24 protein-coding genes, 1 tRNA gene and 1 riboswitch are annotated in these 25,296 nt (G+C 71.6%); of the genes, 10 read left to right on the plus strand and 15 right to left on the minus strand.

Going from position 1 to position 25,296, the window contains the following annotated elements; all coding sequences use genetic code 11:
- Positions 1-137: 137 nt before the first annotated feature.
- Genes ACYVPE_RS04605 through ACYVPE_RS04620 form a run of 4 tightly spaced genes read left to right on the plus strand, consistent with a single transcriptional unit; the run spans position 138 to position 4,124 of the window.
- Complete coding sequence (locus ACYVPE_RS04605) at positions 138-1,190, plus strand: iron-siderophore ABC transporter substrate-binding protein (RefSeq protein WP_461032079.1); 1,053 nt, start codon at positions 138-140, stop codon at positions 1,188-1,190.
- The gene (locus ACYVPE_RS04610; RefSeq protein WP_461032080.1) at positions 1,187-2,233 is read left to right on the plus strand and encodes a FecCD family ABC transporter permease; all 1,047 of its coding nucleotides are present in this window, start codon (positions 1,187-1,189) and stop codon (positions 2,231-2,233) included. The genes ACYVPE_RS04605 and ACYVPE_RS04610 overlap by 4 nt, the downstream gene beginning before the upstream one ends.
- Positions 2,230-3,285 (plus strand): FecCD family ABC transporter permease, encoded by a 1,056-nt coding sequence (locus ACYVPE_RS04615; protein ID WP_461032081.1) that lies wholly within the window; start codon positions 2,230-2,232, stop codon positions 3,283-3,285. Before ACYVPE_RS04610 ends, ACYVPE_RS04615 begins: the two co-directional genes overlap by 4 nt.
- Positions 3,282-4,124 (plus strand): ABC transporter ATP-binding protein, encoded by an 843-nt coding sequence (locus ACYVPE_RS04620; RefSeq protein WP_461032082.1) that lies wholly within the window; start codon positions 3,282-3,284, stop codon positions 4,122-4,124. The genes ACYVPE_RS04615 and ACYVPE_RS04620 overlap by 4 nt, the downstream gene beginning before the upstream one ends.
- A gap of 596 nt (positions 4,125-4,720) precedes the next feature.
- Here the strand turns inward: ACYVPE_RS04620 and ACYVPE_RS04625 are convergent.
- The 5 genes from ACYVPE_RS04625 to ACYVPE_RS04645 are packed head-to-tail and all read right to left on the minus strand — an operon-like array spanning position 4,721 to position 10,925.
- A complete protein-coding gene (locus tag ACYVPE_RS04625) occupies positions 4,721-6,805 on the minus strand; it encodes an FAD/NAD(P)-binding protein (protein WP_461032083.1) in 2,085 nt (694 codons plus the stop codon).
- On the minus strand, positions 6,802-7,614 hold the full coding sequence (locus tag ACYVPE_RS04630) for an ABC transporter ATP-binding protein (protein ID WP_461032084.1): 813 nt from the start codon (positions 7,612-7,614) through the stop codon (positions 6,802-6,804). Before ACYVPE_RS04630 ends, ACYVPE_RS04625 begins: the two co-directional genes overlap by 4 nt.
- Positions 7,611-8,675 (minus strand): FecCD family ABC transporter permease, encoded by a 1,065-nt coding sequence (locus ACYVPE_RS04635; protein ID WP_461032085.1) that lies wholly within the window; start codon positions 8,673-8,675, stop codon positions 7,611-7,613. The genes ACYVPE_RS04630 and ACYVPE_RS04635 overlap by 4 nt, the downstream gene beginning before the upstream one ends.
- Before the next feature lie 6 nt (positions 8,676-8,681).
- The gene (locus ACYVPE_RS04640; RefSeq protein ID WP_461032086.1) at positions 8,682-9,761 is read right to left on the minus strand and encodes an ABC transporter substrate-binding protein; all 1,080 of its coding nucleotides are present in this window, start codon (positions 9,759-9,761) and stop codon (positions 8,682-8,684) included.
- Positions 9,762-9,794: 33 nt separating this feature from the next.
- Positions 9,795-10,925 carry a peroxidase-related enzyme gene (locus tag ACYVPE_RS04645; RefSeq protein WP_461032087.1) on the minus strand — a complete coding sequence of 377 codons (1,131 nt, stop codon included), beginning with the start codon at positions 10,923-10,925 and terminating at the stop codon, positions 9,795-9,797.
- Positions 10,926-11,030: 105 nt separating this feature from the next.
- Positions 11,031-11,140: riboswitch (SAM riboswitch) on the minus strand.
- Positions 11,141-11,269: 129 nt separating this feature from the next.
- Between ACYVPE_RS04645 and ACYVPE_RS04650 the strand changes: the two genes are divergently transcribed.
- The gene (locus ACYVPE_RS04650; RefSeq protein ID WP_461032088.1) at positions 11,270-12,223 is read left to right on the plus strand and encodes a TIGR03621 family F420-dependent LLM class oxidoreductase; all 954 of its coding nucleotides are present in this window, start codon (positions 11,270-11,272) and stop codon (positions 12,221-12,223) included.
- Between the two features lie 36 nt (positions 12,224-12,259).
- On the opposite strand, the gene ACYVPE_RS04655 is transcribed toward ACYVPE_RS04650, so the two are convergent.
- Positions 12,260-12,778, minus strand: coding sequence for a hypothetical protein (locus ACYVPE_RS04655; protein WP_461032089.1), 519 nt, complete (start codon positions 12,776-12,778; stop codon positions 12,260-12,262).
- A gap of 123 nt (positions 12,779-12,901) precedes the next feature.
- Between ACYVPE_RS04655 and ACYVPE_RS04660 the strand changes: the two genes are divergently transcribed.
- Both ACYVPE_RS04660 and ACYVPE_RS04665 read left to right on the plus strand, forming a co-directional pair.
- Positions 12,902-13,249: a hypothetical protein gene (locus ACYVPE_RS04660; RefSeq protein ID WP_461032090.1), complete on the plus strand. Its 348-nt coding sequence runs from the start codon at positions 12,902-12,904 to the stop codon at positions 13,247-13,249.
- Between the two features lie 87 nt (positions 13,250-13,336).
- The gene (locus ACYVPE_RS04665) at positions 13,337-14,017 is read left to right on the plus strand and encodes a hypothetical protein (RefSeq protein ID WP_461032091.1); all 681 of its coding nucleotides are present in this window, start codon (positions 13,337-13,339) and stop codon (positions 14,015-14,017) included.
- A 46-nt stretch (positions 14,018-14,063) separates the two neighbouring features.
- Here ACYVPE_RS04665 and ACYVPE_RS04670 read toward each other — a convergent pair whose 3' ends face one another.
- The 8 genes from ACYVPE_RS04670 to ACYVPE_RS04705 all read right to left on the minus strand — a co-directional run bounded on the left by ACYVPE_RS04670 (position 14,064) and on the right by ACYVPE_RS04705 (position 22,591).
- On the minus strand, positions 14,064-14,615 hold the full coding sequence (locus ACYVPE_RS04670) for a hypothetical protein (RefSeq protein WP_461032092.1): 552 nt from the start codon (positions 14,613-14,615) through the stop codon (positions 14,064-14,066).
- Positions 14,612-16,093, minus strand: coding sequence for an ATP-binding protein (locus ACYVPE_RS04675; protein ID WP_461032093.1), 1,482 nt, complete (start codon positions 16,091-16,093; stop codon positions 14,612-14,614). Before ACYVPE_RS04675 ends, ACYVPE_RS04670 begins: the two co-directional genes overlap by 4 nt.
- Entirely contained in the window at positions 16,090-16,773 is a 684-nt protein-coding gene (locus tag ACYVPE_RS04680; RefSeq protein ID WP_461032094.1) for a response regulator, read from the minus strand. Before ACYVPE_RS04680 ends, ACYVPE_RS04675 begins: the two co-directional genes overlap by 4 nt.
- Before the next feature lie 51 nt (positions 16,774-16,824).
- A complete protein-coding gene (murJ, locus tag ACYVPE_RS04685) occupies positions 16,825-18,396 on the minus strand; it encodes a murein biosynthesis integral membrane protein MurJ (protein WP_461032185.1) in 1,572 nt (523 codons plus the stop codon).
- 80 nt (positions 18,397-18,476) lie between these two features.
- Complete coding sequence (locus tag ACYVPE_RS04690) at positions 18,477-19,631, minus strand: lipid II:glycine glycyltransferase FemX (RefSeq protein WP_461032186.1); 1,155 nt, start codon at positions 19,629-19,631, stop codon at positions 18,477-18,479.
- A 477-nt stretch (positions 19,632-20,108) separates the two neighbouring features.
- On the minus strand, positions 20,109-21,317 hold the full coding sequence (locus ACYVPE_RS04695; RefSeq protein WP_461032095.1) for a hypothetical protein: 1,209 nt from the start codon (positions 21,315-21,317) through the stop codon (positions 20,109-20,111).
- An 84-nt stretch (positions 21,318-21,401) separates the two neighbouring features.
- Entirely contained in the window at positions 21,402-21,872 is a 471-nt protein-coding gene (locus ACYVPE_RS04700) for an NUDIX hydrolase (RefSeq protein ID WP_461032096.1), read from the minus strand.
- A gap of 2 nt (positions 21,873-21,874) precedes the next feature.
- A complete protein-coding gene (locus ACYVPE_RS04705; protein ID WP_461032187.1) occupies positions 21,875-22,591 on the minus strand; it encodes an XRE family transcriptional regulator in 717 nt (238 codons plus the stop codon).
- 584 nt (positions 22,592-23,175) lie between these two features.
- Between ACYVPE_RS04705 and ACYVPE_RS04710 the strand changes: the two genes are divergently transcribed.
- The 3 genes from ACYVPE_RS04710 (at position 23,176) to ACYVPE_RS04720 (ending at position 24,913) form a co-directional block, all read left to right on the plus strand.
- A complete protein-coding gene (locus ACYVPE_RS04710) occupies positions 23,176-23,460 on the plus strand; it encodes a DUF7848 domain-containing protein (RefSeq protein ID WP_461032097.1) in 285 nt (94 codons plus the stop codon).
- A 186-nt stretch (positions 23,461-23,646) separates the two neighbouring features.
- Positions 23,647-24,186, plus strand: coding sequence for a transposase (locus tag ACYVPE_RS04715; RefSeq protein ID WP_461032098.1), 540 nt, complete (start codon positions 23,647-23,649; stop codon positions 24,184-24,186).
- 94 nt (positions 24,187-24,280) lie between these two features.
- Entirely contained in the window at positions 24,281-24,913 is a 633-nt protein-coding gene (locus ACYVPE_RS04720) for a hypothetical protein (RefSeq protein ID WP_461032099.1), read from the plus strand.
- 308 nt (positions 24,914-25,221) lie between these two features.
- On the opposite strand, the gene ACYVPE_RS04725 is transcribed toward ACYVPE_RS04720, so the two are convergent.
- A tRNA-Gly gene (locus tag ACYVPE_RS04725) sits at positions 25,222-25,295 on the minus strand.
- Position 25,296 lies beyond the last annotated feature (1 nt).

Below are 25,296 nucleotides of genomic sequence, written 5' to 3' on the forward strand. Positions count from 1 at the left end.
CGCCCCTCTCTCCTGGAGTGCTAAGGCAAGCCTTACCTAATTCGCTTGCGCCCTGACGGTGCACCGCTCCACGACCGCGTTCCGCGACCCATGCGTGTGAGGTCCGGCACCAACGACCGGAAGTGGAGAACGGATTGATGCGCCCCCATCGCGTACCGCTGCTCGCCGTGGCCGCGGCCCTCGTCGGGCTCACCGCCTGCGGCGGCTCCTCGGACGACCAGGCCGGCCAGGACGGCAACGGCGACACCGAGGCGAACGCCGGCTCCGGCGGGTTCCCGGTCACCATCGAGCACGCCTTCGGGGAGACCACCGTCGAGTCGAGACCGGAGCGCGTCGCCACCGTCAACTGGGCCAACCACGAGGTGCCGCTGGCCCTCGGCGTGGTCCCGGTCGGCATGGCCGCCGCCAACTTCGGCGACGACGACGGCGACGGCGTGCTGCCCTGGGTCACCGAACGGCTCGACGAACTGGACGCCGAGACCCCGGTGCTGTTCGACGAGACCGACGGCGTCGACTTCGAGGCCGTGGCCGACACCCGGCCCGACGTGATCCTGGCCTCCTATTCGGGCCTCACCCAGCAGGACTACGACACGCTCAGCGAGATCGCGCCCGTCGTCGCCTACCCGGAGGCCGCCTGGGCCACCCCGTGGCGCGAGATCATCCGTCTCAACAGCCAGGCCATCGGGCTCGGCGACGAGGGCGAGGCGCTGATCGGCGACATCGAGGGCGAGATCGCCGAGACCGTCGCCAGGTACCCGCAACTGGAGGGCAGGTCGGCGATGTTCATGACGCACGTCGACCCCAACGACGTCAGCCAGGTCGGCTTCTACACGACGCACGACACCAGGACGCTGTTCTTCGAGGACCTGGGCCTCACCACCCCGGACAGCATCGCCTCGGCCTCCGCCGAGACCGACCAGTTCGCCCTCACCCGCAGCGCCGAGCAGGTCGACCTCTTCGACGACGTCGACATCATCACCGGCTACGGCGACGAGACCGGCGAGCTGCTCGACATCCTGGAGAACGACCCGCTGCTGTCCAGGATTCCCGCCGTCGAGCGCGGCTCGATCTACCTGCTGCCCGGCTCCACCCCGCTCGGCACCGCCGCCAACCCCACCCCGCTGTCCATCTCGTGGGTGCTCGAGGACTACGTGGCGGCGCTCGCCGAGGCCGCGGACCAGGTCAGGTGACCGACGTCGGGACCCGACCCGCGCCGGACGCCGCCACTCTGGTGCGGCGTCCGGCGCGCGTCCGGCTGCTCTGGCTGCTGGCCGTCGTCCTGGCGCTGGCCGCGATCATGCTGGCGTCCGTCGCGTTCGGCTCGCGCACCGTGCCGTGGGGCGACGTCTGGGCGGCGCTCGGCGGCGCCGACGAGTCCCTCGAACAGGCCGCCGTCACCAAGCGGATCCCGCGCACCGTGCTCGCCGTGACCGTCGGCGCCGCGCTCGGCCTGGCCGGCGGCGTGATGCAGGGCGTGACGCGCAACCCGCTGGCCGACCCCGGGATCCTCGGCGTCAACATGGGCGCCTCGCTCGCCGTCGTCACGGCCGTCGCCTACTTCGGGCTCACCTCGCCCACCGGCTACGTCTGGGTCGCGCTCGCCGGGGCGGCCGCCTCGGCCGCCTTCGTCTACACCATCGGCTCCCTCGGACGCGGCGGCGCCACCCCGCTCAAGCTGGCGCTCGCCGGCGCCGCCACCTCGGCGGCCTTCGCCTCGCTGGTCAGCGCCGTGGTGCTGCCCCGCAATGACATCGCCGGCAGCTTCCGGCTCTGGCAGATCGGCGGCGTGGGCGGCGCCTCCTTCGAACGCGTCGGCCAGGTGCTGCCGTTCCTCGCCTTCGGCTTCGCCGTCAGCCTGCTGTCGGCACGGGCGCTCAACTCGCTCGCCCTCGGCGACGAACTCGCCGCCGGGCTCGGCGAACGCGTCGCCGTGGCCCGCGCCACCGCCGCCGTCGGCGCCATCGTGCTGTGCGGCGCCTCGACGGCCGTCGCGGGACCGATCGCCTTCGTCGGCCTCGTCGTCCCGCACGCCTGCCGGCTGCTGGTCGGCGTCGACCACCGCTGGCTGCTGCCGTTCTGCGCGCTGGGCGGCGCGGCGCTGCTCACCGCGGCCGACGTGGTGGGGCGGGTGGTGGCCCGCCCGGCCGAGGTCGACGTGGGCATCGTGACGGCGCTGATCGGCGCCCCGTTCTTCATCCACATCGTCCGCCGTCAGAAGGTCCGTGCCCTGTGAGCGCTCCCGCCGTCGCCGAGCCCTCGCCCGTGCTGGCGGCCGTCACCCGCGGCCGGGCCAGGCGCGCCACCCGACGCAGGCTCGTCGTGCTGACGCTGGTGCTGCTCGTCCTCGCCGCGTTCGCCGCGACCCTGGTCCTCGGGCAGACGTACTACCCGCCAGGCGACGTGCTCCGGGTGATCCTCGGCGAGCAGGTGCCAGGCGCGTCCTTCACGGTCGGCCGGCTCCGGCTGCCGCGCGCGGTGCTCGCCGTGGTGGCCGGCCTGAGCTTCGGCATGGCAGGCGTCACCTTCCAGACGATGCTCCGCAACCCGCTCGCCAGCCCGGACATCATCGGGATCAGCTCGGGCGCCAGCGCGGCCGCGGCCATCGCCATCGTCACGCTCTCCCTCGACGAGACGCGGGTCTCCGTCCTCGCCATCGCCGCCGGGCTCGGCGTCGCGCTGCTCGTCTACACCCTGGCCTTCCGGGACGGCGTCGCCAGCACCCGGCTGATCCTGATCGGCATCGGGATCGCCGCCATGCTCGACAGCGTCACCGCCTACGTGCTCTCCGGGGCCGCCGAGTGGGACCTCCAGGAGGCGACGCGCTGGCTCACCGGCAGCCTCAACGGCGTCGCCTGGGAGGAGACCGTGCCCGCCCTCCTCGCGCTGCTGGTGCTCGCCCCCGTGCTGCTGGCGCGGGCCCGCGACCTCTCCGCCCTGCAACTGGGAGACGACACCGCCGCCGCCCTCGGGGTGCGGGTCGAACGCACCCGCGTCACGCTGATCGTCGCCGCCGTCGGGCTGATCGCCTTCGCCACCGCGGCGGCCGGGCCGATCGCGTTCGTGGCGTTCCTCTCCGGACCCATCGCGGCCCGGCTCGTGGGGCCAGGCACCTCGCTGCTGCTGCCGGCCGGCCTGGTCGGCGCGCTGCTGGTGCTGGCCGCCGACTTCGTCGGGCAGTTCGCGTTCGACACCCGCTACCCGGTCGGCGTCGTCACCGGCGTCCTCGGGGCGCCCTACCTCGTGTACCTGATCATCCGCACCCACCGGTCGGGAGCCTCGATATGACCCCTTCGACCCCGTCGGCCCAGCCGTCCGCCGCGCACGCGCTCGCCGCCGAGAACCTCACCCTCGGCTACGGCGACCGCGTCGTCGTCTCCGCCCTCGACCTCACCGTGCCGCCCGGCGGGATCACGGCGATCGTCGGGGCCAACGCCTGCGGCAAGTCGACGCTGCTGCGCTCGATGTCCCGGCTGCTCGCGCCGCGCGCGGGGCGCGTCGTCCTGGACGGCAGGGCGGTACACCGGCTGCCGGCCAAGGAACTCGCCCGCACGCTCGGCCTGTTGCCGCAGTCCCCGGTGGCGCCCGAGGGCATCACCGTGCTGGACCTCGTCGGCCGCGGCCGCCACCCGCACCAGGGCGTCTTCTCCCGCTGGCACGAGCGGGACGACGCCGCCGTCGCGTCCGCCCTGGAGGCCACCGGGACGGCCGACCTCGCCGACCGCGCCGTCGACGAACTCTCCGGCGGCCAGCGGCAGCGGGTGTGGATCGCGATGGCGCTGGCCCAGCAGACCGACCTGCTGCTGCTCGACGAGCCGACCACCTTCCTCGACGTCAGCCACCAGGTCGAGGTCCTCGACCTGCTGACCGACCTCAACAGGACCCGCGGCACCACCATCGTGATGGTGCTGCACGACCTCAACCTCGCCGCCCGCTACGCCCACCACCTGGTCGCCCTGGCGGCGGGCCGGCTGCACGCCGCCGGCCCGCCGGCCGAAGTGCTGACGGAGGAGACGGTCCGCGCCGTCTTCGGCCTGGCGAGCCGCGTCATCGTGGACCCGGTCTCCGGCAGCCCACTGATGCTCCCGATCGGCCGCTACCACGCGACGTCGGCCGTCGCTCCGTGACGACGGCGGCTACTCGGGCCGGCTGACCCGCCGGCCCGCGCGCGGTCACGGAGGTACCAGTGCCGCACCGAATGTGGCGAGCGCGTAACTTTCCATCCTGCCCAGGCCGTTGAGTGCATACTCTCCTCCTCGTTCAGGAACGTTCGTCGAATCGTCCCGAGGGGAAATTCATGCGGAGGGCCATACGCCTCACCCTGCCCGTCGTCGCCGTCGCGGCCGCGCTCGTGCTGAGCGGCTGCAAGAGCGGCCGCGGCGGCTCGTCGTCCGGCGACAGCGGCGGCAGTGGCGGCAGCAGCTCCGGCGGCCAGCACGACGATGACGACGACATCGGCTTCGGCTCCGCCACCGGCGGCGGCACGTCCGGCGGCAGCGGCGGCAGGAACGACAACAACAACGCGCCCACCAACCGGCAGCTCGAGGGCGACTGGTACACCGGCGTCGACCCGTCAGCCGCCAACATCATGATCGAGTCCGGCGCGGTCACGTTCTACGAGGACCTCGACGTCGAGGGCGACGTCTGCGAGGGCACCGTCCGCGACGGCCGCCTGTCCCTCGCCAGCTGCGAGCAGTACGGCACCGAGACCTGGAACGACCGATCAGCCACCCTGGCCCTGGCCGGTGACGTGCTCCGCGTCACCTGGGCCTCCGGCACCACGATGGAGCTGCGGAACACCCAGACCCCCGGCAGCTTCAGCGACGCCGAACTGGCCCAGATCCGGGAGACCATCGACCGGCTGAACGGCATGTGAGGCGCCCCCGTCCGCGCCCCCGTCCGCGCCCCCGTCCGCGGCCCGGGCCGCCCCGACCACCGTGAGCACCCGCGCCGCGGCCCGGTCGGCCCCGGCCAGCAGCGGCGAAGGGACGCCGGGGGTCGCGCCGATGGCCGAGCCGGGCTGTAGGGCCTCCGCCGGGATGCCGAGCACGATCACCCGCTCGTCGGCCACGCCGTTCGCGGCCAGGAGGTGGAAGTCGACGGGCGTCACGTCCAGGGTCCCGCTGGACACCGCGGGCCCGTGCTCGCTCGACCAGCTGTGCAGCCGCGCCCGCCCCCGGCGCAGCAGCGCGTCGAGCAGCGGGTCGTCGGTGTCGGTCACCACCCCCTTGGACATCCGGGTCTCCACGAACGCGCGGGCCCGCACCGGCGCCGCCCGCCGCACCGCGGACCGGCCGACGAACGCGCCGTCCTCGTGCGTCACCGCCGTGTCCTCGCCGAGCAGTTCGAGCAGCCCGGCGTCGATCAGCGCCAGCACCCGCGCCGTGCGGTGCGGCGGCGGCCCGGACGCCAGGGCGAGGCCGAGCCGGTTGAACCAGCCGTCGACGTCCCGCGCCACGCTGCCGCCGTCCAGCGCGCCGCGCGGCACCAGCTTCCGCACCGGGCCGCGCAGCGCCGCCATGGCGCGGTTGACCGCGTTGCGCGGGTGGGTGAGCGGGGCGTGCATCGCGTCGAGTTCGTCCTCGGCGTGCTCGCGCACCCAGCGCCGCCACGTCTGCTCATCCACAGGACCGGGCGCCGGCGGCCGGTCGAGCCGGCCCACCGACAACGCCCAGCGGGCCGACGTCACCGCGCCCGCCACCACCGCGTCCACCTCGTCGTCGCGGGTCGCGGCGCGCAGCCCGTCAAGCAACTCGCCCTCGTCGGCCCCCGGCACCAGCACCTCGGGGCGGTGCGCGAGCAGCGTGCCGAGATGCGCCCAGGCGAACTCGCGGGCCAGCTGCGGCCAGACGTCCCGCCGGAAGTCCTGCCCTGGCACCTCGGCCACCCCCGCGAACCAGTCGCGGGTCGCCAGCCGCGGCTCGTACCGGGGCGGGAACCCGGGCGACGGGTAGCTCGCCTTCGACCGGTAGGGCAGGCCGCGCCGCGACCCCGCCACCAGGCGCGGCTCGCGCCCGCTCGGCAGGTAGCGCAGCCGGGCGGGACGCGCCGGGTCGCCGGCCGGCTCGAAGCGCCCGCCCCGCCCCTCGGTGAGCAGCGCGACGACGTCGAAGAAGTTGGCGCCGAGCCCCGTCACCAGCACGGTCTCGCCGCCGGGCACCCGGTCCCAGTCGCGTTCCGCCGGCATGCCGGGCTCCACGTAGACGAGCCCGTCCCGCTCCGCCGCCGCCACCAGGGAGCGCACCCGCGGCGAGCGCTTCGCCTGCACCATGCCCTGGGCCAGCACCACGACGTGGCCGCCGAGGCCACGCCCGTCGGCCAGCCGGACGGTCCGCGTCCCGTCCGCGGCCGGCAGCACGTCCACCGCCGTGCCGATCACCCGGGTGACCGCGACCCGCCCCGTGGCCTCCGCCCGCGCCAACTGCTCCCGGTAGTACACGCCCTGGATCCGGCGGGTCGGATACGACCACGGCCGGAGCTCGGCCGCCTCCTCGGCCACCCACCCGGGGCGGTCGGGCGGCGGTTCGCTCTCCCCGGCCCAGCTGATCAGGTCGGGGCCCGGCGTCACGGGACCGCTCATCGGCGTCGATTCGTCCGGGTAGACGGTGGTGTGCGCGCTGTAGGTGTTGTTGAGCAGCAGCGGTGACTGGTCGGTGCGCCAGGTGGCGCCGGCCCCGACCTCCACCCGGTCCACCAGCGCCACCCGCACCGGCGGCGCGCCGGCCGGGTGCCGGGCCGTCAGCCGCTCCACGACGGCCACCGCGCGCGGCCCGCCGCCCACCACGACCAGGTCGAAGGCGACCGTCACGCCGACTCCTTCGCCGTCGGCACGGCCCCGAAGGACGTCCCGGGTTCCAGCGCGGCCGGCCGCACCTCGACCCCCTCGGGGCCTCGGGAGACCCGCACGTCGAGCCCGTACACCCGGCTGAGCAGGGCCTCGTCGAACGCCTCGGCCGGCGGCCCGTCGGCGACGACCCGGCCGCCGTCCAACAGCACCGCCTGGTCGCAGAAGTGCGCCGCGTGGTTGAGGTCGTGAATGGCGATCAGCGCCGTGACGCCCTCCTCCCTGGTCACCGAGCGGACGATCTGGAGCGTCTCGATCTGGTATCGCAGGTCGAGCGCCGAGGTGGGCTCGTCGAGCAGCAGCACCCGCGGCTGCTGGGCCAGGGCGCGGGCGATCAGCACCCGTTGGGCCTGGCCGCCGGAGAGCTGGGACAGCGGCCGGTCGGACAGCTCGGCCAGGCCGAGCCGTTCGATCGCGGCGTCCACGATCTCCCAGTCCCGGCGGGTGGGGCGCAGCCCGATGTGCGGGGTGCGCCCGAGCAGCACGGCCTCCCGCACGGTCTGCTCGAACGGCGTCGCCCCGGACTGCGGGACGTAGGCGACCACCCGGGCGTGCTCGCGGCGCGGGGTGGCGAGCAGGTCGCGGCCGGCGAACGAGACGGTGCCGGCCGCGGGCGGGAGCACCCGGGCGATGATCTTGGTGAGGGTGGACTTGCCAGAACCGTTCGGGCCGAGCAGCGCGCAGAACCCGCCCTCGGCCACCCGCAGGTCGACGCCCTCCAGGACCGGGTTGCGCCGGTAGGCGAACCGGACCGAGGCGACCTCGAGACTCACTGTGCGGCCCTCCTGGTCAGGATGAGGTTGATGAAGACCGGGGCGCCGATGAAGGCGACGACGATGCCGACGGGGATCACCGAGGGCGCCAGCACCGTACGTCCCACGGTGTCCGCGACCACCAGCAGCAGTCCGCCGGTCAGGAAGGAGAACGGCAGCAGGTAGCGGTGGTCGGCGCCGATGGCCAGCCGGGCGATGTGCGGGCCCACCAGGCCGACGAAGCCGATCACCCCGCAGAAGGACACCACGACCGCCGCCAGCACCACCGAGACCACGATGAGCCCCACCCGCACCGCGGTGACGTTCACCCCGAGGCTCTTGGCCGCGTCGTCGCCGGCGAAGGCGATGGCGTTGAGGTCGCGGCTGAACCAGAGCAGCAGCGGCAGGGCGGCCAACGCGCAGGCCCCGACCACCGCGACGTCCCGCCAGCCGGCGTCGTTCACGGAGCCGAACGTCCAGCGCACGATGGCCTGGAGGGTGTTCTCGTCGGCCACGAACTGGAGCGCCGCGGTCATCGCCTCGAAGAGCTGGGTGAGCGCGATCCCCAGCAGGAGCAGGGTGGCGGCGGACATCGCCTTGGCCGACGCGAGACCCAGCACCAGGGCGGAGACGGCCAGCGCCGTGCCGAGCGCGCTGCCGATCACCAGCCACGAGCCGGAACCCGCGGACCCGCCGGTCAGCAGGATCGCCAGCGCGGCGCCGAACGCCGCGGCCGGCGAGACCCCGAGCGTGAACGGGCTGACCAGCGGGTTGCGCAGCAGGCCCTGCATCACCACGCCGGCCAGCGACAGCGCGGCCCCGGCCACGAAGGCGAGCAGCACCCGGGGGAGCCGCAGGTTGATGATCACCGAGTAGGTCTGGGCGAAGTCCCGGTCGAGCACCCCGCCGAAGACCCGGAGGCGGATCGCGCGCCAGACGTCGAGCAGCCCGGCGTCGGTCGTGCCGGCCGTGACGCACCAGGCGGTGACGAGCACGGTCAGCACCGTGCCCGCCCACAGCACCACGGGCCGGCCGGTCCACGTCCGACGCGCGACCGCCTGTCCGGCAGCTGAGACAGCCATCTCGCGTCAGCCCACCCTCTGGAGGTACGCGTCCTCGCCGGGGAAGTCCGCGCCCTGCCCCTGGAACTCCTGGGCCCACCGCTCCAGGTACGCGCCGGGCTCGACGTCGGCGAACTCCTCGGGGTGCAGCCAACTCGCCAGGTAGAGCGCCCCGATGGCCTTGGAGAGACCACTGGTCGCCCAGCCGTTGGTCACGAAGACCCGGCCGTCCCTGACCGCGGACAGCTCCGACCAGCCGGCCCGCCCGAACAACTCGCCGCTCAGCGTGTCGAACCGCTCCTGCCCGGTCGGCTCGGCCGCGGGCCCGAACTCGTGCACCACCACCTCCGGATCCCGCTCCAGGATCGACGCCGGGTCCACCGTGGTCTCGGACTGCTGGTCCCCGCCGGTCTCCAGGTCGCCGTAGATGTTCTCGCCGCCGGCGGCCACGATGATCTGGTCGAAGCCCGAGCCGGGCAGGCCGGTGAGATAGGGCTGCTCCGTCTCCCAGTACACGCGCACCGGTTCGGTGCCGGCCACCCGGTCGCTGATCAGCCCGAAGATCTCGTCGTAGAACCCGGACACCCGCTCCGCGCCCGCCGGCTCCCCGAAGACCTCGCCGAGCAGCTCGACGGTCTCGTGGAACACGTCGAAGTCCCAGGCGGTGGCCACGACCACCGGGATCCCGAAGGACTCCAGCTGGTCGGCCGCCTCCTGCCAGGCCCCGTTGCGGGGGAGGACGAACACGTCGGGGTCGAGCTCCACGACCGACTCGTAGTTGATCTCCTGGAGGTCCTCGCTGACCACCTCCTCGTCGGAGATGTCCAGGTAGGGCAGCCGGGACTGCGAGACCCGGTCGTAGCCGACCACCCGGTCGCCGGCCCCGATGGCCTGGGCGAACTCGTTGCCGTAGCTGTTCAGCACGACGGCGCGCTCGGCGGGCCCTTCGAGCTCCACGGTGCGCCCGACGTCGTCGACGACGGTGAGCGAACCCTCGCGTTCCCCGCCGGCCTCCTCCCCACCGTCCTCGGTGGTCACGTTCCCGCAGGCCCCGACGAACAGCCCCACGACGGTCGCGGCGGCCAGGGCGGACAAGCGCTGTCTCATGACGATTCCGTTCCGTTCGTTTCTCGTGTGTGCTCAGGGCCAGTAGGGGTCGCCGAGGCTGAGCATCAGCCGGTTCGCCCAGCCGAAGAAGGCCGCGGCCGCCACCAGGTCGACCAGCTCGACGTCGTCGAGCCCCAGTTCGCGCAGCCGGTCCACCTGGGCCGTGGTGGCGCTCACCGGCGTGGTGGCGAGCGCCGCGGCGAACTCGACGATCGCCGCCCACCGGGCGTCCTGCCCCGCCGCCAGCGCCGCGCCGCCCGTCGGCACCCAGTCGGCGTCCCGCGCCAGCCGGACCCCGAGCAGCCGGTCCACGTCCGCCGGCCGCTTCGACAGCTGCGCGGACTTCCTGGCGTGCACGGACGCGCAGTACACGCAGTCCGTCACCTTGCTGACCGCCGCGGCGGCCAACTCGCGTTCGGCGCGCGGCAGTCCCTCGGTGGTGGCGAAGATCGCGGCGTCCAGCGCCGTCCGCGCCGCCAGCACCTTCGGCAGCCGGGCCAACAGCCGGAAGTACTCGCCGTTGGTCTTCCCCCGGAACGACGCCTCCTGCTCCTCGGTGAGCTCGTCCGTCGGCACCGGCGCCACCCACGCCGTCCAGGACAGCAGCTCCCTGGTGAACTCCACCGGCCGCTCACGCCCGTTGGACGCCGTCCGCGCCGTGCTCTTGACCCGCCCCCGCCCCGGCGTCTCCCGCGCCGGCGCCGCCACCTCGGGACCGCGCCCCTCGAGCAACCGCAGCCCCTGGATCGCCCGCGCCTGGAACGCGGTGAACGCCGCTACCTGCGAGATCGCCACGACCTCGTCCGGCGACCACCCCGCCTCGACCAGCCGCGCCAGGTCCTCCCGGCCGGCCAGCGCCGGCGACACGCTGACCAGGTCCACGTGCCGCACCGCCGCCCGCGACCGCGGATCCGCCGGCGGCTCGTCCCCCCACAGCGCCGCGTCACCACCCCGCGCGGCGTGCTCCTCGACCAACTCGGTCACGCCGTGCCACCGCGCAGCCAGCGCGGCCAACCCCCGCCGCACCGGCTCCTCCCCGCCGAACAGCGCCTCCCCGGCCTCCTGCGCCCGCCGCCCCACCAACGGCTTGACGGCCCGCGCCGCCTCGACCCGCTCCCCCAACCCGGCCAGCCGCCCGATGTCGTCCTGCTGCGTGGTGCTCATCTCGCCCGCCTCGTCGTCCTCGATCCCATGACGGCCGAGGCAGGGGCAAACGCCTCGCCCCTGTCCAAGGACAGAGACGAGTTCTCACGAGATGAGATCCCACGAGGAGCACGCTTGCCGCATCACCGCAGCCGGGTCGTCGTCCCCGGGGGCACCCCACCGCGCAGGAGGGTTGCCGGCCAGCAAGCCGGGTCTTCACGCTGACACTCTTGACCTGCGCGGCAAACTAGCCGACCCAAACCCTCCGGAAAACCCCGCGTCCGCCATGTGAGACACCCGTCCGCCATGGGGACGGGGCGGGATCGCCTCTGGTGCTGGCCCGCCATCTCGGGCACGCTGACGCGATGCGTCCCTTTCGCTTCCTCACCGTGGTCGGCGAACCGCAGGACGGCCCCGGCCTGGCCGCGTTCGCGCGGCGCGCGGAGTCGATCGGCTACAGCGCCCTGATGTCCCCCGACCACCTCGTGGCCCAGTACGCGCCGATCCCGCTCCTCACCGCCGCGGCCGTGGCGACCGAGCGACTCCGGGTCGGCACCTTCGTGTTCAACAACAACCTCCGCCACCCCGCCGTCCTGGCCCAGGAACTCGCGACGCTCGACCGCCTCTCCGGCGGACGCCTGGAGATCGGCCTCGGCGCCGGCTGGAACAAGCCGGAACACGACGCGATCGGCATCCCCTTCGAACCCGTCGGCACCCGGATCGCCAAACTCACCGAAGCGATCCAGGTGTTCAAGGGCTGCCTCGGCGACGAGCGGTTCTCCCTCGCCGGCAGGCACTACACGATCAGCGACTACGACGCGCAGCCGAAGCCGGTCCAGCGCCCCCATCCGCCGATCTTCATCGGCGGCGGCGGAAAGCGCCTGCTGACACTGGCCGCCGAACAGGCCCAGATCATCGGCCTGGCCCCCCGGCTCGGATGGGACGAGCAGGGCCTCCCGACCCTCGACGCACCCAGCATCACGGTCGCGGCCACGGAGGAGAAGATCGGCTGGATCCGCGACGCCGCCGGCGACCGCTTCCCCGAACTCGAACTCAACAGCTACCCGACCGGCGGCCCGATGGTCCTCACCCACGACGCCAAGGGCGAGGCCCGCAGGCGAGCCGACGAACTCCGCCGGCGCACCGGCGTCGAGCTCACCGTCGAGGAGATCATGGAGTCGCCCCACGTCTTCATCGGCTCCGTCAGGGAACTGACCCGGAAGTTCGTCGCCCTCCGCGAACGCCTCGGCATCAGCTCGTTCCTCCTGGACGACATGGAAGCGGCCGCCCCCATCGTCGAGGAACTCGCCGGACGGTGACCCCTGTCCCGGCGAATGTCCCGGCGAACTCCGGCGCTACGGCCGGCCGCTGTGCCGCAGCCGCAGCCGGCGGCGGGGATGCGAGCGCAGCACCGGGTGCAGGTTCCAGCCCCGCTCCGAGGCGACGCGGATGACGTAACCGGCGCCCGCGCCCCGGAAGTAGTGCACGCCGAGCTCCAGGTCGCGGTGGGCGAACCCGTGGGGAGCCCCCGCCAGCCGGGTCTTCCTCTCGACCAGCCGATCCACCCGCGCCCGGTAGAACGCCGAGTCGCCCTCCCGCACCAGCGCCACCGGCGTCACGCACCAGCGCGGGAGGAACGGCATCCGCCCCAGCGTGGCGTCCAGCACCCGCACCGCGCCGTCCTCGAACCGCGGCAACACGTAGACGACCAGCTGCACCACCATGGCGACGCCGTAGAGGCAGAAGGCGAGGAGGAACCACACCACCCACCACAGCGGCAGGAGCAGCAGGGTCAACGGGAGAAGCACCAGCCAACGCAGCGCGCCCGATCGGACGGGCAGCGGCCCCCAGGCCGGCTCGTCGTAGTCCTGCACGATCAGTGCCCCCCGGCTTCGTCATGGCGCCCGACAGCGCGCCACCGGAGTCTACGCCGCGCCCACCCCGCACCGTTCCGGTGCGGGTGGTGTTTCGGGGCCGCGCACAGTAGAAGTGGGTCCATGTCCCACCACCAACCGCCCCCGTACCCGCCCCAGATGCCCGGGCCGCCCTACGGGTACGCGCCACCGTGGGCCCCGGAGGTCAGCGCCCGCTACCGGCGGTGGGCCGGCATTCTCCGCTGGCTCGCGATCATCATCGGGGCGTTCGTGGTGGTCGCGCTCGTGGCGAGCGTCGTCCTCCTCGTGGTGGCGGACAGGGACGAGCGGAACGCTCCCCTCGGTTACCTCGCCCTGGTCCTCTGGGCCGGGATCCTCGTCATGACGCCCGTCCTGCTCGCGGTCGGCCTCTCCGCCGCGGCCATGACGCGGCGCGTGCGGCAGCAGCGGCGAACCGGTACCCCGCCGTGACATGACGTCGCGTACGTTGACGGGAAGCCACACCTACGAAGTCACAGCTGCGAAGCCGCACCCACCCAGCACGAAGGAGCACGTCGGGTGAGCGTTGTCCTGACCATGAGCGGCCGCCGACCACCGGCCCGCGACGGTGTTCTGCCGCCGGTCACCACATGGGTCGAGCTTTCCGACGGATCGGGACCGCCCCGGGTGGTCGCCCACGTGGAGCGCGAGTTGCCGCCGGGCGGCATACCCGCGTACCTCGCGGCCCGCGGCAGCGGCGCCCGCTCCTTCGTCCTGTGGGCCGACGAGCACCACCGGGAGCGGGTGGCCACCCTGGTGACGGTGTCGGCCACCGGCGGCGTCGCGACGTTCCAGGTGCTCGGCGCGCACGGCGAACTCCTCGGCACGGTCGTCCGGGAGAAGGCGCTCCGTGGCAGGGGCCTGCGCACCCGCTGGACGGTGACCCAGCCCGACGGCCTCACGGCGGTGGGCTTCAAGGGCCGGATCCTCTGGTGGTGCGTGTGGTGGCCGGCGGTGCCCTTCATGGCCCTGATCCTCCTGTTCTCCGTTCTCGACGGTGTCCCCGGCAACGAGGGGGGCGCCGCTCGCGGCCCCCGCCGCATCAGATGGCGCGCCGGTGGGCAGCTGCCGTTCGAGTTCAGGTCCAGGGGCGACAAGCTGCATGTGCACGCCCCGGGATTCGACTGGCGGCTCGCGGCCACGCTGATCGTCCTGCTGCGCACCTTCAACGACGGTGCCTGGGACGCCAGGAAGAAGTGACCGGTCGGTCGCGCCGCCGGTCGACTCCCGTGCCGGGGCGAGCCGTTCACCCGCCACCGTCGACGTCCGCGTCGCAGACGGCCGGCGGCAGCGCCGTGTCGATCCCCCGCAGACGCACCGGAGTTTGGCCCTCGGCGTCCTCGGTGAACGCGATCGTGCACACCACCTGCCGCACCCCCAGGTCGTCGAGGTCGCCGAGGTCGATCGGCAGCGTCACCTCCACCCCGTCATCCCGGTAGGGCGCCACCCGGGCGATGCCCTCGAAAGGGAACTCGGGCAGGCCGTCGGTGAGGCCGGCCGCCCGTTCGTTCGCCAGCGGCCCGACGAACAGTTCCGCGACCGTCTGGGGCGTAGACACGCCCGGCGAGTCGCCCGGGCCCGGCACGTCAGGCGCCTCGTCCACGAAGCGGATCACCGGCATCAACCGCCCCTCGGGCGACCGGAGGAAGAGCACCATCCCAGTGGGCGGGTACGGATAGACCTCGGCGGTGGCCGGGGCGCCGGCCGCGACGACGTCCGTCTCCGGGACACCGCAGCCGCCGAGCAGCAGCGCCGGGAGAACGGCGAGGGCGACGAGAGCCGGGCGACGTGGCCTCATGCCGAGGCCTCCGCCGTGCGCAGCGGCATCTCGACGGTGAAGACCGCGCCGATCCCACCCGGCCCGTTCGCGGCCCGGACGGTGCCGCCGTGCAGCCGGACGTTCTCCAGGGTGATGGCCAGGCCGAGGCCGCTGCCGACCGAGCGGGTGCGGGCCGCGTCGGCCTTGTAGAAGCGGTCGAAGATGTGCGGGAGGACGTCCGGCCGGATGCCGGGACCCTCGTCGGCCACCTCGGTGACCAGCCATGCCGTGCCGTCCGCCCCCGCGGCCGTGCGCAGCCGCACGGTCACCGGCGCGCCGCCGTGCCGCAGCGCGTTGCCGACCAGGTTGGCGACGACGACGTCGAAGCGCCGCGGATCGAGCCGGGCGCGGATCCCGTCCGGCAGTTCGGCACGGACCAGGTCGGTCCAGCGCCGGTGCTGCAACGTCTTGCGTATGGTCTCCGCGGCGTCGACCTCGTCGGTGTTCAACTCGGCGGCGTGGGCGTCGAAACGGGAGATCTCCATCAGGTCCTCCACCAGCACCGCGAGCTTCCCGGTCTCCGCGCTGATCAGCCGGACCGCGCGCGCGGTGTCGGACTTGAGATGGTCCGCGCCCGCGTCGAGGACCTCGGTGACGGCGAGCATCCCGGCGAGCGGGGTGCGCAGTTCGTGCGAGACGTCGGAGGCGAAGCGGCGGGCACCCGCCTCCGCCTCCCGCAGCTCGTTCACGGAGCGTTCGAGAGCGGCCGCGGTCTCGTTGAACGTCCGTGCCAGATCGGCGAGTTCGTCGCTTCCGCGCACCTCGATCCGGGTGTCGAGGCGGCCGCCGCCCATGGAACGGGCGGCCTGGCGCAACTCGCGGACCGGGCGCAGCACACTGCGCGCGGCGATCAGCGCCGGCACCAGGGCGACGGCGAGGCCCGGCAGCGCGCCGTTCCTGGCGGCGGCGGTCAGCGCCGCCACGTTCGCCTGCTCCTCCGGCATGGGCATCACCGCGTACAGCACGATCCCGGTCGGCATCACGGTGTTCTCCCCGACCTCGAACACGACCGGCATGCCGATGGTGAGGTACGGCACCCCGTCCTTGACGACCCGCTGGAAGCTGCCGTGCGGATTCGAGTGCGCCTCGTCGCGCAGTTCCGGCGTGATCACCGTGGAGGTGGGGCTGGTGCCCGAGGAGGCCCGGATCGAGCCGTACTCGGCGTAGACGTACCAGGGGTGCGGCCGGCCGTTGCGGGCGAGGGTGCGCAGCGTGCCCACCAACTCGGTCGTGTTCACTGGCAGGTTGAAGTAGAGGTCGCCCACCTGGTCGCGGAAGGAGGAGACCGCGGTGTCCTGTGCCGTCGCCAGGACCGCGTTGCGGACCTCACGGAAGGTGAGCGCGGCGGTCGTCCCCGCGCTGACGGCGGCGACCAGCAGGAACGCCAGGACGAGGCGGGTCCGCAGGCCGAAGGAGCGGCGCCGTTCACCGCTGGCTCCCTCGGGCCGCGGCCTCACAGTGGTCCGAAGCGGTAGCCGAAGCCCCGCAGGGTCTGTATGTAGCGCGGGTTTCCCGGGACGTCCTCGATCTTGTTGCGCAGCCGCCGCACGCACGCGTCCACGAGCCGCGTGTCGCCGTGGAAGCTGTGCTCCCACACGTGCTCAAGCAACTGCTGGCGGCTGAAGACCTGTTCGGGCGCCGCGGACAGATGCAGGAGCAGTCTCATCTCGGACGGCGCGAGCGCGAGGCGTTCGCCGTTCCTGGCCACGCTGAGCCCGGACCGGTCGATGGTCAGCTCGCCGTGGACCTCGACGGCGGGCCGCCCGCCGCCCGGCTCCTCGATCCTGCGCAGCACGGCCCGGATCCGGGCCTCGATGACCTCGGTCCTGGCGGGTTTGACGATGTAGTCGTCGGCACCGGCCTCGAGGCCGACGACGACGTCGAAGTCGTCGCCGCGGGCGGTGAGCATGATGATCGGCAGCTGGCTGTCCTCCCGCACCCTGCGGCAGACCTGCACGCCGTTCATGCCGGGCAGCATCAGGTCGAGCAGCAGCAGATCGGGCCGGAACTCGCGCAGGGCGGCGAGCCCGGCCTCGCCGGTGGCGGCGGTCCGCACCTCGTGGCCGCGGCCGCGCAGCCCGAGTTCCACACCCTCGCGCACGGAGGGATCGTCATCGATGAGGAGCAACCGAGGCATGTGCACAGTATCCAGACGGTCGGAGGGCGGTCCTGAGCGGAGACCTGGGCGTCAGCGGCGGCGCAGCCGCGCGACGGCCCCGGCGACGAGGGCGTCGATCTCGGTGAGTCGCAGCGGTCGGGCGAGCAGCACGAACGCGGCGGCGATCGCCGCCGCCCCGGCCCCGGCGGACGCGAGGGCCCCGCCGGCCTCCGCCCAGCGGGCGGCGCCGTACCCGAGCGCCGTCGCGGGCACGGCGGCGACCAGCAGCCGCGCCTGCGCGGCGACCGCGCCCGGGTGGGCGTCCCGTGCCGCCAGGCGGCGGTCCAGGACGAGGGCCGTGACGGCCCAACCCACCCACAGCGCGAGCGAGTACCCGGCCGCGATGCCGGTCACCGTCCAGCGCGCGGGCAGCGACACGTACGCCAGCACCGAAAGCCCCGCGCTGAGGCTCACGATCACCAGGTTGAGGAGGAACGGGGTCCGCGTGTCGGACAGCGCGTAGAACGTGCGGGAGAGGACGTACTGCCCGCTGAAGGCGATCAGCCCTGGCGCGAACGCCATCAGCGTGCCCGCCATGACGGCGACGGCCGCCTCGTCCGTCTCGCCGTACTGGAAGACGAGCGCCATCGCGGGCTGCGCGAGCGCGAAGAGCGCGCACGCCGCGGGAACGACGGCCGCCGCACTGCCGCGCAGCGCGTACGACACGTCGCGTCGCACCGCCGCGGTGTCCGCGTCGGCGGCCGCCGCGCTCATCCGGGGGAGCAGCGCGGTCATCAGCGACACCGTGATGATCCCGTGCGGCACGGCCCACAACAGGTACGCGTTGTTGTAGGCGCTGAATCCGGCGCCGCCGTCGACCCCGGCCGCCTCCGCCCGCAGGCCCGCCGCCGTCGCCAGCCTGGTCGTCACCCAGTACGCGACCTGGTTGGTGAGCACCAGCAGCACCAGCCAGCCGGCGTTCCGCAGCGGCCGGGTGAGGCCGCTGCCGCGCCAGTCGAAGCGGGGCCGGTAGCGGAACCGGGCCGCGCGCAGCGCGGGCAGCAGGGCGAGGGCCTGGACGACGATGCCCGCCGTGGTCCCCCAGCCGAGCAGCGCCGTCTCGGTGCCGCTCAGCACGCCTCCCTCACCGGTGGCGAGGGTCGCGAGAAAGAGACCGAAGACCGCGATGACGACGACGTTGTTGAGGACCGGCGTCCACATCATCGCGCCGAAGTGCCCGCGGGCGTTGAGCACCTGGCCGAGCAGCGTGAACAGCCCGAGGAAGAGTATCTGCGGCAGGCAGTAGCGGGCGAAGGCGACCGTCATCGCGGTCTGGTCCGGCGGATAGTCGGTGTACGCGTCGACGATCGCGGGCGCCGCCCACACCGCGACCGCGGTGAGCGCCAGCAGGGCGAGCAGACAGACGGTGAGCAGCCGGTCGGTGTACGCGGCGCCGCCGTCCCCGTGTTCCTTGGCCGCCCTGACCAACTCGGGGACGAAGACGGCGTTGAGCGCGCCGCCGATCAGGAGCATGTAGACGATGGTCGGCAGGGAGTTGCCGACGGCGTACCCGTCGGCGACCATCCCGACGCCCATCGCGGCGGCGACGACGGCGGACCGCACGAACCCGGTCGCCCGCGAGACGACCGACCCGGCGGCCATGACCAGGCCGCCGCGCAGCACGGACGGTGCCCGGGGCGGCGCCGCCTCACCGGAGGCGACCGTCGTGCTGTGCGCCGCCGTCACCGGCGCGCCAGATACGTCTGGAACATCCGGTACAGCGCGTGGTTGGCCGTGCCGCCCAACGGTCTCTCCCATTCCCCCAGGGTCTCGACGACCTCACCGCCGGTGCCGAGCTTCCAGCGCAGCAGCCCGTACGGGCGGTCGTCGGGATCGAGGGTGGAGGGTATCCCACGCATGTCGTAGACCTCCGCGCCGAGTGCCTGGGCGTCGAGCAGCATCCGCCACTGCAGCAGGTTGGAGGGACGGACCTCGCGACGGTGGTCGGCCGAGGCGCCGGTCTGGTACCAGACCCGGCGGCCCACCCGGATCATGGTGTGGGCGGCGAGCGTCTCGCCGCCGTGCCGGGCGAGGTAGAGCTTCATCCTGCCCGGCTCCTCCGCGTTGAAGGCCGCGTACTGGCGCTCGTAGTAGGCCAGCGACCGCCCGAGCCGGAAGCCGTCCCGCTCCTCCGTGATCCTCAACAGCCGGTAGAACTCGGGCAGATCGGCCGCGCTGCCGACGGTCACCTCCACCCCGGCCTTCCGCGCCCGCCGCACGTTGCGCCGCCACTCCTGGTTGAGCCCGGTCCACAGGTCGTCCGGCGTGCGGCCGGTCAGCGGTATCCGGAAGACGTGCCGCGGCTGCGCGTCCCCGTCCTCCTCGCCGCCGCACCGGTGCCAGCCGCGTGCCCGCAGCCGCTCGGCGACGACCGTGCCCAGCGGATCCACCTCGCTCGCGAGAACGTCCGCGAGCCGCTGCCCGGGGCCGGACGCCGCCTTGACCAGGGCCGCGCTCCAGCGCCGGTAGTCGGGCGACGGCCCGATCCGTACCGCGAACGCGCCCGCCGTGCGCAGATGCCGCAGCAGCGGGGCGAGCCAGCCGTCGATGTCGGGGTCGGCCCAGTCGGCGACCGGCCCCTCCGGCAGGTAGGCGAAGAACTTACGGGTACCCGGCACCTGCCGCAGCAGCACCAGCGCCACCCCGGACAACCGCCCGGCCCCCGGGTCAGGACCCCACCCGACGAGCTGCCCCCACCAGCCCTCCTTGACCTCCGCCCAGGAAGGGCACTGCAGGAACGCGGCGTTCAGCGCCACACCCTCACGGGACGTCAGGAACCGGCGATACGCGGTGGCGGTGATGGGCACTGGCGGTGTTTCCCGGCCACGAACGGCCATGACGGGCAGCGCTGACACGGTGTGAGCCTCTCTGCTGGCGAACGCCGCAGATGCTCACAGCCGCCCATGACCGCTCCACGCGCCGAATGCGACCGGACGATGACCGTTCCGCTCCACCCGCCGTCACACGCCCGGTGCGCGACTCACTACCCGTGACGGTGGGATTCCGTCGAACCGCACAAGAGGCCCGGACAACACAACGGCCCAGGCTGGGGAACGTGTCCCTGACCTGGGCCTTCACTGCTGGAGCGGGCGACGAGAATCGAACTCGCGCTCTGAGCTTGGGAATCACCGCGCCAATCGGCCGGAATCTTCCCTCTGACCTGCACGAACGCCGCACTGAAGGGCACTTCGCCAGCGCTGCGGGGAGCCCGTACTGACCGTGGTTCACCGAGTCATCGGGCACGTAACGGGCACGGCATCCAACGCTGGATCAGAGTGAGGTGGAGACCTAGAGTCAGAACCCGTGAAGTTGGCTTAATCCCCGTGCAGGATCCTCTGTCTTGCTTCACGAATGCGCCTTATGAGTGCCTTTGCGTGCGGCATCTCAAGATGGAATTTTCTATGGAACCGTCGACTGACTAGAAGGATCCTCGGGTCCATATCCAGTAGCTTTTTGCCGAGCGGGTCATCGGTTACCCGTGCTCGCATGATTTGTACGTCCTCCGTTGCAGGCGGACGCTCAAGCAGCTTCAGGTTGCTCACGTCGCCCTCGGTGATGAAACTTAAGGCTAGAAATTCATCTACGCCCAGGCGCCCGACTCGAATGCGCACTTGCCCGCTGTCATGGTGCACAATTCTGCCCAATTCCGACTCGGGGATCGGGGAGTCATTCCGGGTGGCTCGAATTAGATGGAGGAACGAATCGGCTTCGTCGCCGAACGTCAGGGGTGATGTGATGTGAATTTCTCGTTGTGAATTATTGCGGATGATGAACGACGTCTGATGCATGTGCTCAACCGCTGTGCCGTTTACTCGTGTCGAGATTCCCCGGCCGTCCGCGCCGCTGGGTGCTATCTCGTCTAGAGGTAGGAACTTTGGCAGTACTACGACTTTAATGTCTAGAGCTGGGTTCGAGGGCCATGATTCCATGGAATCGTAGATAAGGGATCTGCCGAGGAGTTTCATTGTTATTCCGCCGTCTTCAGGTGCGAGGCGAGCGAAAGTCTCTACTCCGGCAATCCTTCCGCTGATAGTGATACCTTCTTCTGCGGGAATGCCGTTCAAGATCCCTGACAGCGTTATCTGGTCCCCCGGGTTGAGAAGGAAGGGGGAGATCTTCAAGATTCCCCCGCTGAGTTCGAGTGAGTCTGACTGTACGAACTCTTCAACGGCTCCACGATTAACCTCGATGGCGCCACCTACGAAGCGGCAGAGGTTGCCAAATGTGATGGAGATTGGCGCTGAAAAATCATCAGGAGTGATGGGGGCGCGGCCCGTGTTTGCGAGCTTCAGCTTAAATGCCATCGGCCAGACCAACTCGTGTCCGCCTGGTTCTAAGTGGACACTAATGGGACCTGCCGAGAAATCGTCAAATGCGCCTTCGCTGCGGTCCATTAATAGTTGTTCACGGTAAGCGGTGTAGTGAATTCTCTTGAATGTCCCACCCCGTTTTTGCCATGCGAGCGCAACCCCGGCCAAAGCGAATGATGCGACGGCGATAGCGGTACCGACCCAGAACTCCACGACGCCCCTCTCTGCCGTAAAGGCGGCAGGAGTCTACCCCTCGCTGAGATCGGTGAAGCCGCTACGGCAAGATCTGCTGGGTTACTAGCCGAGGTGCGGCTGAGCGCGGTTCTCTAGAAAATGATCGATCCTGAGGCGCTGCGTGTGGTGCATGGGGAGGTCGGCCAGTTCGTTCGGAGGGACGAAGCGGAGTTCGGTGGACTCGTCGGAGATCTCCAGCTCGCCGCCGGTGATGCGGCCGGTGAAGCAGACGTTGAACTGGCGGCGGACCTCGCCGTCCGTGTAGGCGATGATGTGGCGGGGGTCGGTGTAGGTGCCTACAAGACCGGTGATCTCGACATCGAGGCCGGTCTCTTCCTTGACCTCTCGGACGGCCGTTCCGGGAAGCGAGTCGGTCAACTCCATGCCGCCGCCGGGGAGTGCCCAGAGGTCGTTGTCCCGTCGGCGTTGAAGAAGGATGCGGCCCTGGTCGTCAGTGACGACTGCGGAAGCGGCGACGACCATGCTGTTCGGCGTGGGCGCGTTGGGATCGTCGTAGTACTCGGTTCGTGCCATGGTCAGCGTTCCTCGATCGGGGCCGCGGTGGCCCATACCGCGTTGAAGCTCTCGGCGTAGGTGTCGAACATGCCGCCGTCGCCGTTGCGGCGGAGGTGCCAGACGGGGGCACCGTACGCGTTGACTCCCCAGACGTGCGCGTTGACGAGCATCTGGTCGTCCGCGCGGTAGATGGAGTTGTAGAGCGTGGTGCTGTGCTTGCGCACTTCGATCCCCGAAACGCCGATCAGCGGGCGGTAGTGCATGAGGGCCAACCGGCACCGGGACTCGATACCGTGCCCGAAGCGCTCTTCCTTGCCGCGCTGCTGGACGTGCACGCTGTCGGGGTCACCGATGGCGATACGGATGGTGCAGCCTTCGGCGGCCCGCTCCTTGAGGGCGTCGTTCAAGCGCGGGTACGCCTCGTGGAGGAAGACTGCCGCGTACACCAGCACGTCAATCCGTTCGCGGGCCTGGACCAGCATGTCCACGAACGCGGACGTCGGGATGTCGGCGCGCTGCTCGTGGAGCGCTACCAACTGGGGGCTGATCGCGCGGGCCGGGCGGGCCTGGCGCAGAGCTGGCCACAGTGCGTGCACGTCTTCTCCTAGGGTCTCCGCTGCCACAACAGCCGTGCTGCGGCGTGGCGTACGCCCGAGGTTCACCCAGCGCTCGACGGATTTGGGGTCCACCTCGACCTTCTTCGCCAGGTCGGCGTACGTCCAGCCGCCGGCTGCCATGACAGCTCGTAGCCGCTCGTTCGGCGCCACAGTCTCTCCCCATTCCTCAGGACGGCACTAGGGACGTTCTACCCGACGCGGGACGTCCCGAAGTGGGGTTTGTCGGAGGTTCCTCCGTCCCATACCGCGACGCGATGATCACGCAGCGAAAAGAACCCCGCAGCCGTGGTTGGACGGCCCGGGGCATGGTCGACGCTGTGAAGGAGCGCCGACAGTGCCGAACTTTATCGTCTGGATCTTCGAGCCGCTGATGCGATGGCTGGTTCCGGCCTCGGGCCGCCATCGGCTGACCGACGTGCCGCCCGGACCTGCCTGCATGCGTGGGGACATGCCGACCGTGCCGCTTGGACGGGTCCGGTCCTCCGTCCGGCCGGCTGTGCGTGGCGTGGGCGTGGCCTCGTGAGCGCGGGAGAAGCGCCGGAAGTCGGCGCGCTGGCACGGGACATCGCGCGTGACGCGGTCGGTTGCGTCGCGGATCGCCAAGGCAGTCGGGTCTGGCTGCGTCCGGTCGGCGGTGGCCGTGAGTGGGACGTTCCGGTGGACCAAGTGGAGCCGCTGACCAACTGTGACGACCGGGAGGGCCGATGACTCCCCGGTCGATCATCAAGGCCGCCGAATGGACGTTGACGGAGGAGACGGCCGAGGGGGCTCCTCGCGCGATCTTCCGCGTCGGGTGCATCACCTGCGGAGCTGAGTCGGAGGCCGTCGACAACGAGCCGAACCCCGTGGAGACCTGGGCGCTGAGGCATACGGGGCTGAACCCCACGCATCGTCAGTTCAAGCTCACGACCGAGTGGTTCTGGCGCGTCTGTCCGGCCCCCGGCAACCCGTACTTCGACCTGGAGAAGGGCAACGGGGACGCGCCGTAAGGCGCTTGATCAACAACCGCATACGAGACCGGACCACCCGCTGAACCCTGGCAGGCAAGGGGTGGTCCGGTTGGGATTCCGCAGAACCCCGGTGCCGATGGTAACCGGGGCTGCGGTCGTGCCGTGCGTGCGGTCGTCCCCCGGCGGTGCAGGTCAGAGCACGGGAAACGAGGGGGAGTTGTGGAGATGGACGGCGCGCGACGATACGTGCGAGGGCGGCCGGAGAGTGCTGGGGCGGTGTCCTGCCCGGACTGGGGTCGGGCATGGCCAGGGGGCCGTACGCTTGCTCAGCTGATCGGGCGGGGCGGAGCCCAGCGCTCGCGGCTGATCTACCGCTCTCGCATACACCGGGGCCGCAAAGGCGAGCGGAAGGGGTTCACCTGGCGAGATTACCGCGACCTGATCGTCGCTGCCCGGCGCCAGCTGGGCGGTCCGATCGTGCTGGTGTGGGACAACCTTGCCGTCCACCGCATGCCCCGGCTCGCGGCGTTCTTCGAGGCCAACGCCGCGTGGCTGACGGTGGTCCACTTGCCCGCTTACGCCCCCGACCTCAACCCTCAAGAGGGCGTCTGGCCGCTGCTCAAACGCTCCCTCGGCAACCTCGCCGCCGCGAGCGTCGACCACCTGGCCACCACCGTGATCCATCGCCTGAAGACGATTCAGCGCCGCCCCCACCTGATCGATGCCTGCCTCACCCAAACCGGCCTGGCTCTGGACAAAGCATGACCGTGCCCGACACCACCCCGTGCGCCTTGCAATCGCCGGGCCGTGGATAGCATGCGCCGTGGAAAGGTGCCCAACGGCGTACGGGGGTCAGCAGGTGGCCGGCGACGATCACGTTCAGCGCATCATTGATCTGGCGGGCTGGCACAGTTCGCAGACCTGGCGGCTGGACTGGCCGGCGATCGAGGCGGCCTTGGGGCACCCGCTGCCCTCCGACTACAAGCGGCTGTGCGAGCGGCTCCCGCCCGGCGGCTTCGGCGAATTCGTGAACGTGCTGCACCCGGCGAGCGTGAGCGACTTTGGCAACCTGTTCGACGGGGAGCGGTCGCTGAAGGAGCCCGGCGGGTTTGTGGATCAGCTCGTCGAGCAGGAGCGGATCGACACCGAGGAGGCGAACGCCGGTCGGTGGACGGCCGCTGATCCGCCCGCCGAAGACGGGGAGAAGTGGCGGCCGCTGTTCGGGCCGGGGCAACTGCACCCGTGCTTCTGGACCGACAACGGCGGCTACGGTTTCTGGATCGCGGCGGAGAACGATCCGGAGAAGTGGACCATCGGCGTCAACCTCCGCAGCGGCGACGAAGTGGAACAGTACGAGCACTCCCTGAGCAGCTTCCTCCACGAAATGCTCACGGACGGGTACGCCTTCCGCGACTTCTTCAACGTCGAAGGCCCCCATGGCGTCGTATTCGAGCCCTACGATTCGGTCGTCCTCCCGCTGTCGCCGCCCTGACGGCCGCCGGGCGGCCCGCCCGGGCGCCTCAGGTGCACGCCGCGAGCAATACACCTCACCATCGCAGGCCAACAGCCCGACATCACCCAATCAAGTTCAGTAGCACTCCATACGGGAGCGACAGTCGCAGGTCGCTACCTGGCTCGTCGATGCCCGGGGCGTGCCGAGCAGGAGGCCGCTACGAAGACGGCGCACGAGAAGGAGGGCGGCGGCGCTTCTGGCACGGACCTGGCACGCGGCGGCTAATGGGTCCACAGAGCACAACGGCCCAGGTTCGGGACACCGTCCCTGACCTGGGCCTTCACTGCTGGAGCGGGCGACGAGAATCGAACTCGCGCTCTGAGCTTGGGAAGCTCATGTTCTACCATTAAACTACGCCCGCG

This window comes from Streptomyces mayteni, assembly GCF_054783955.1.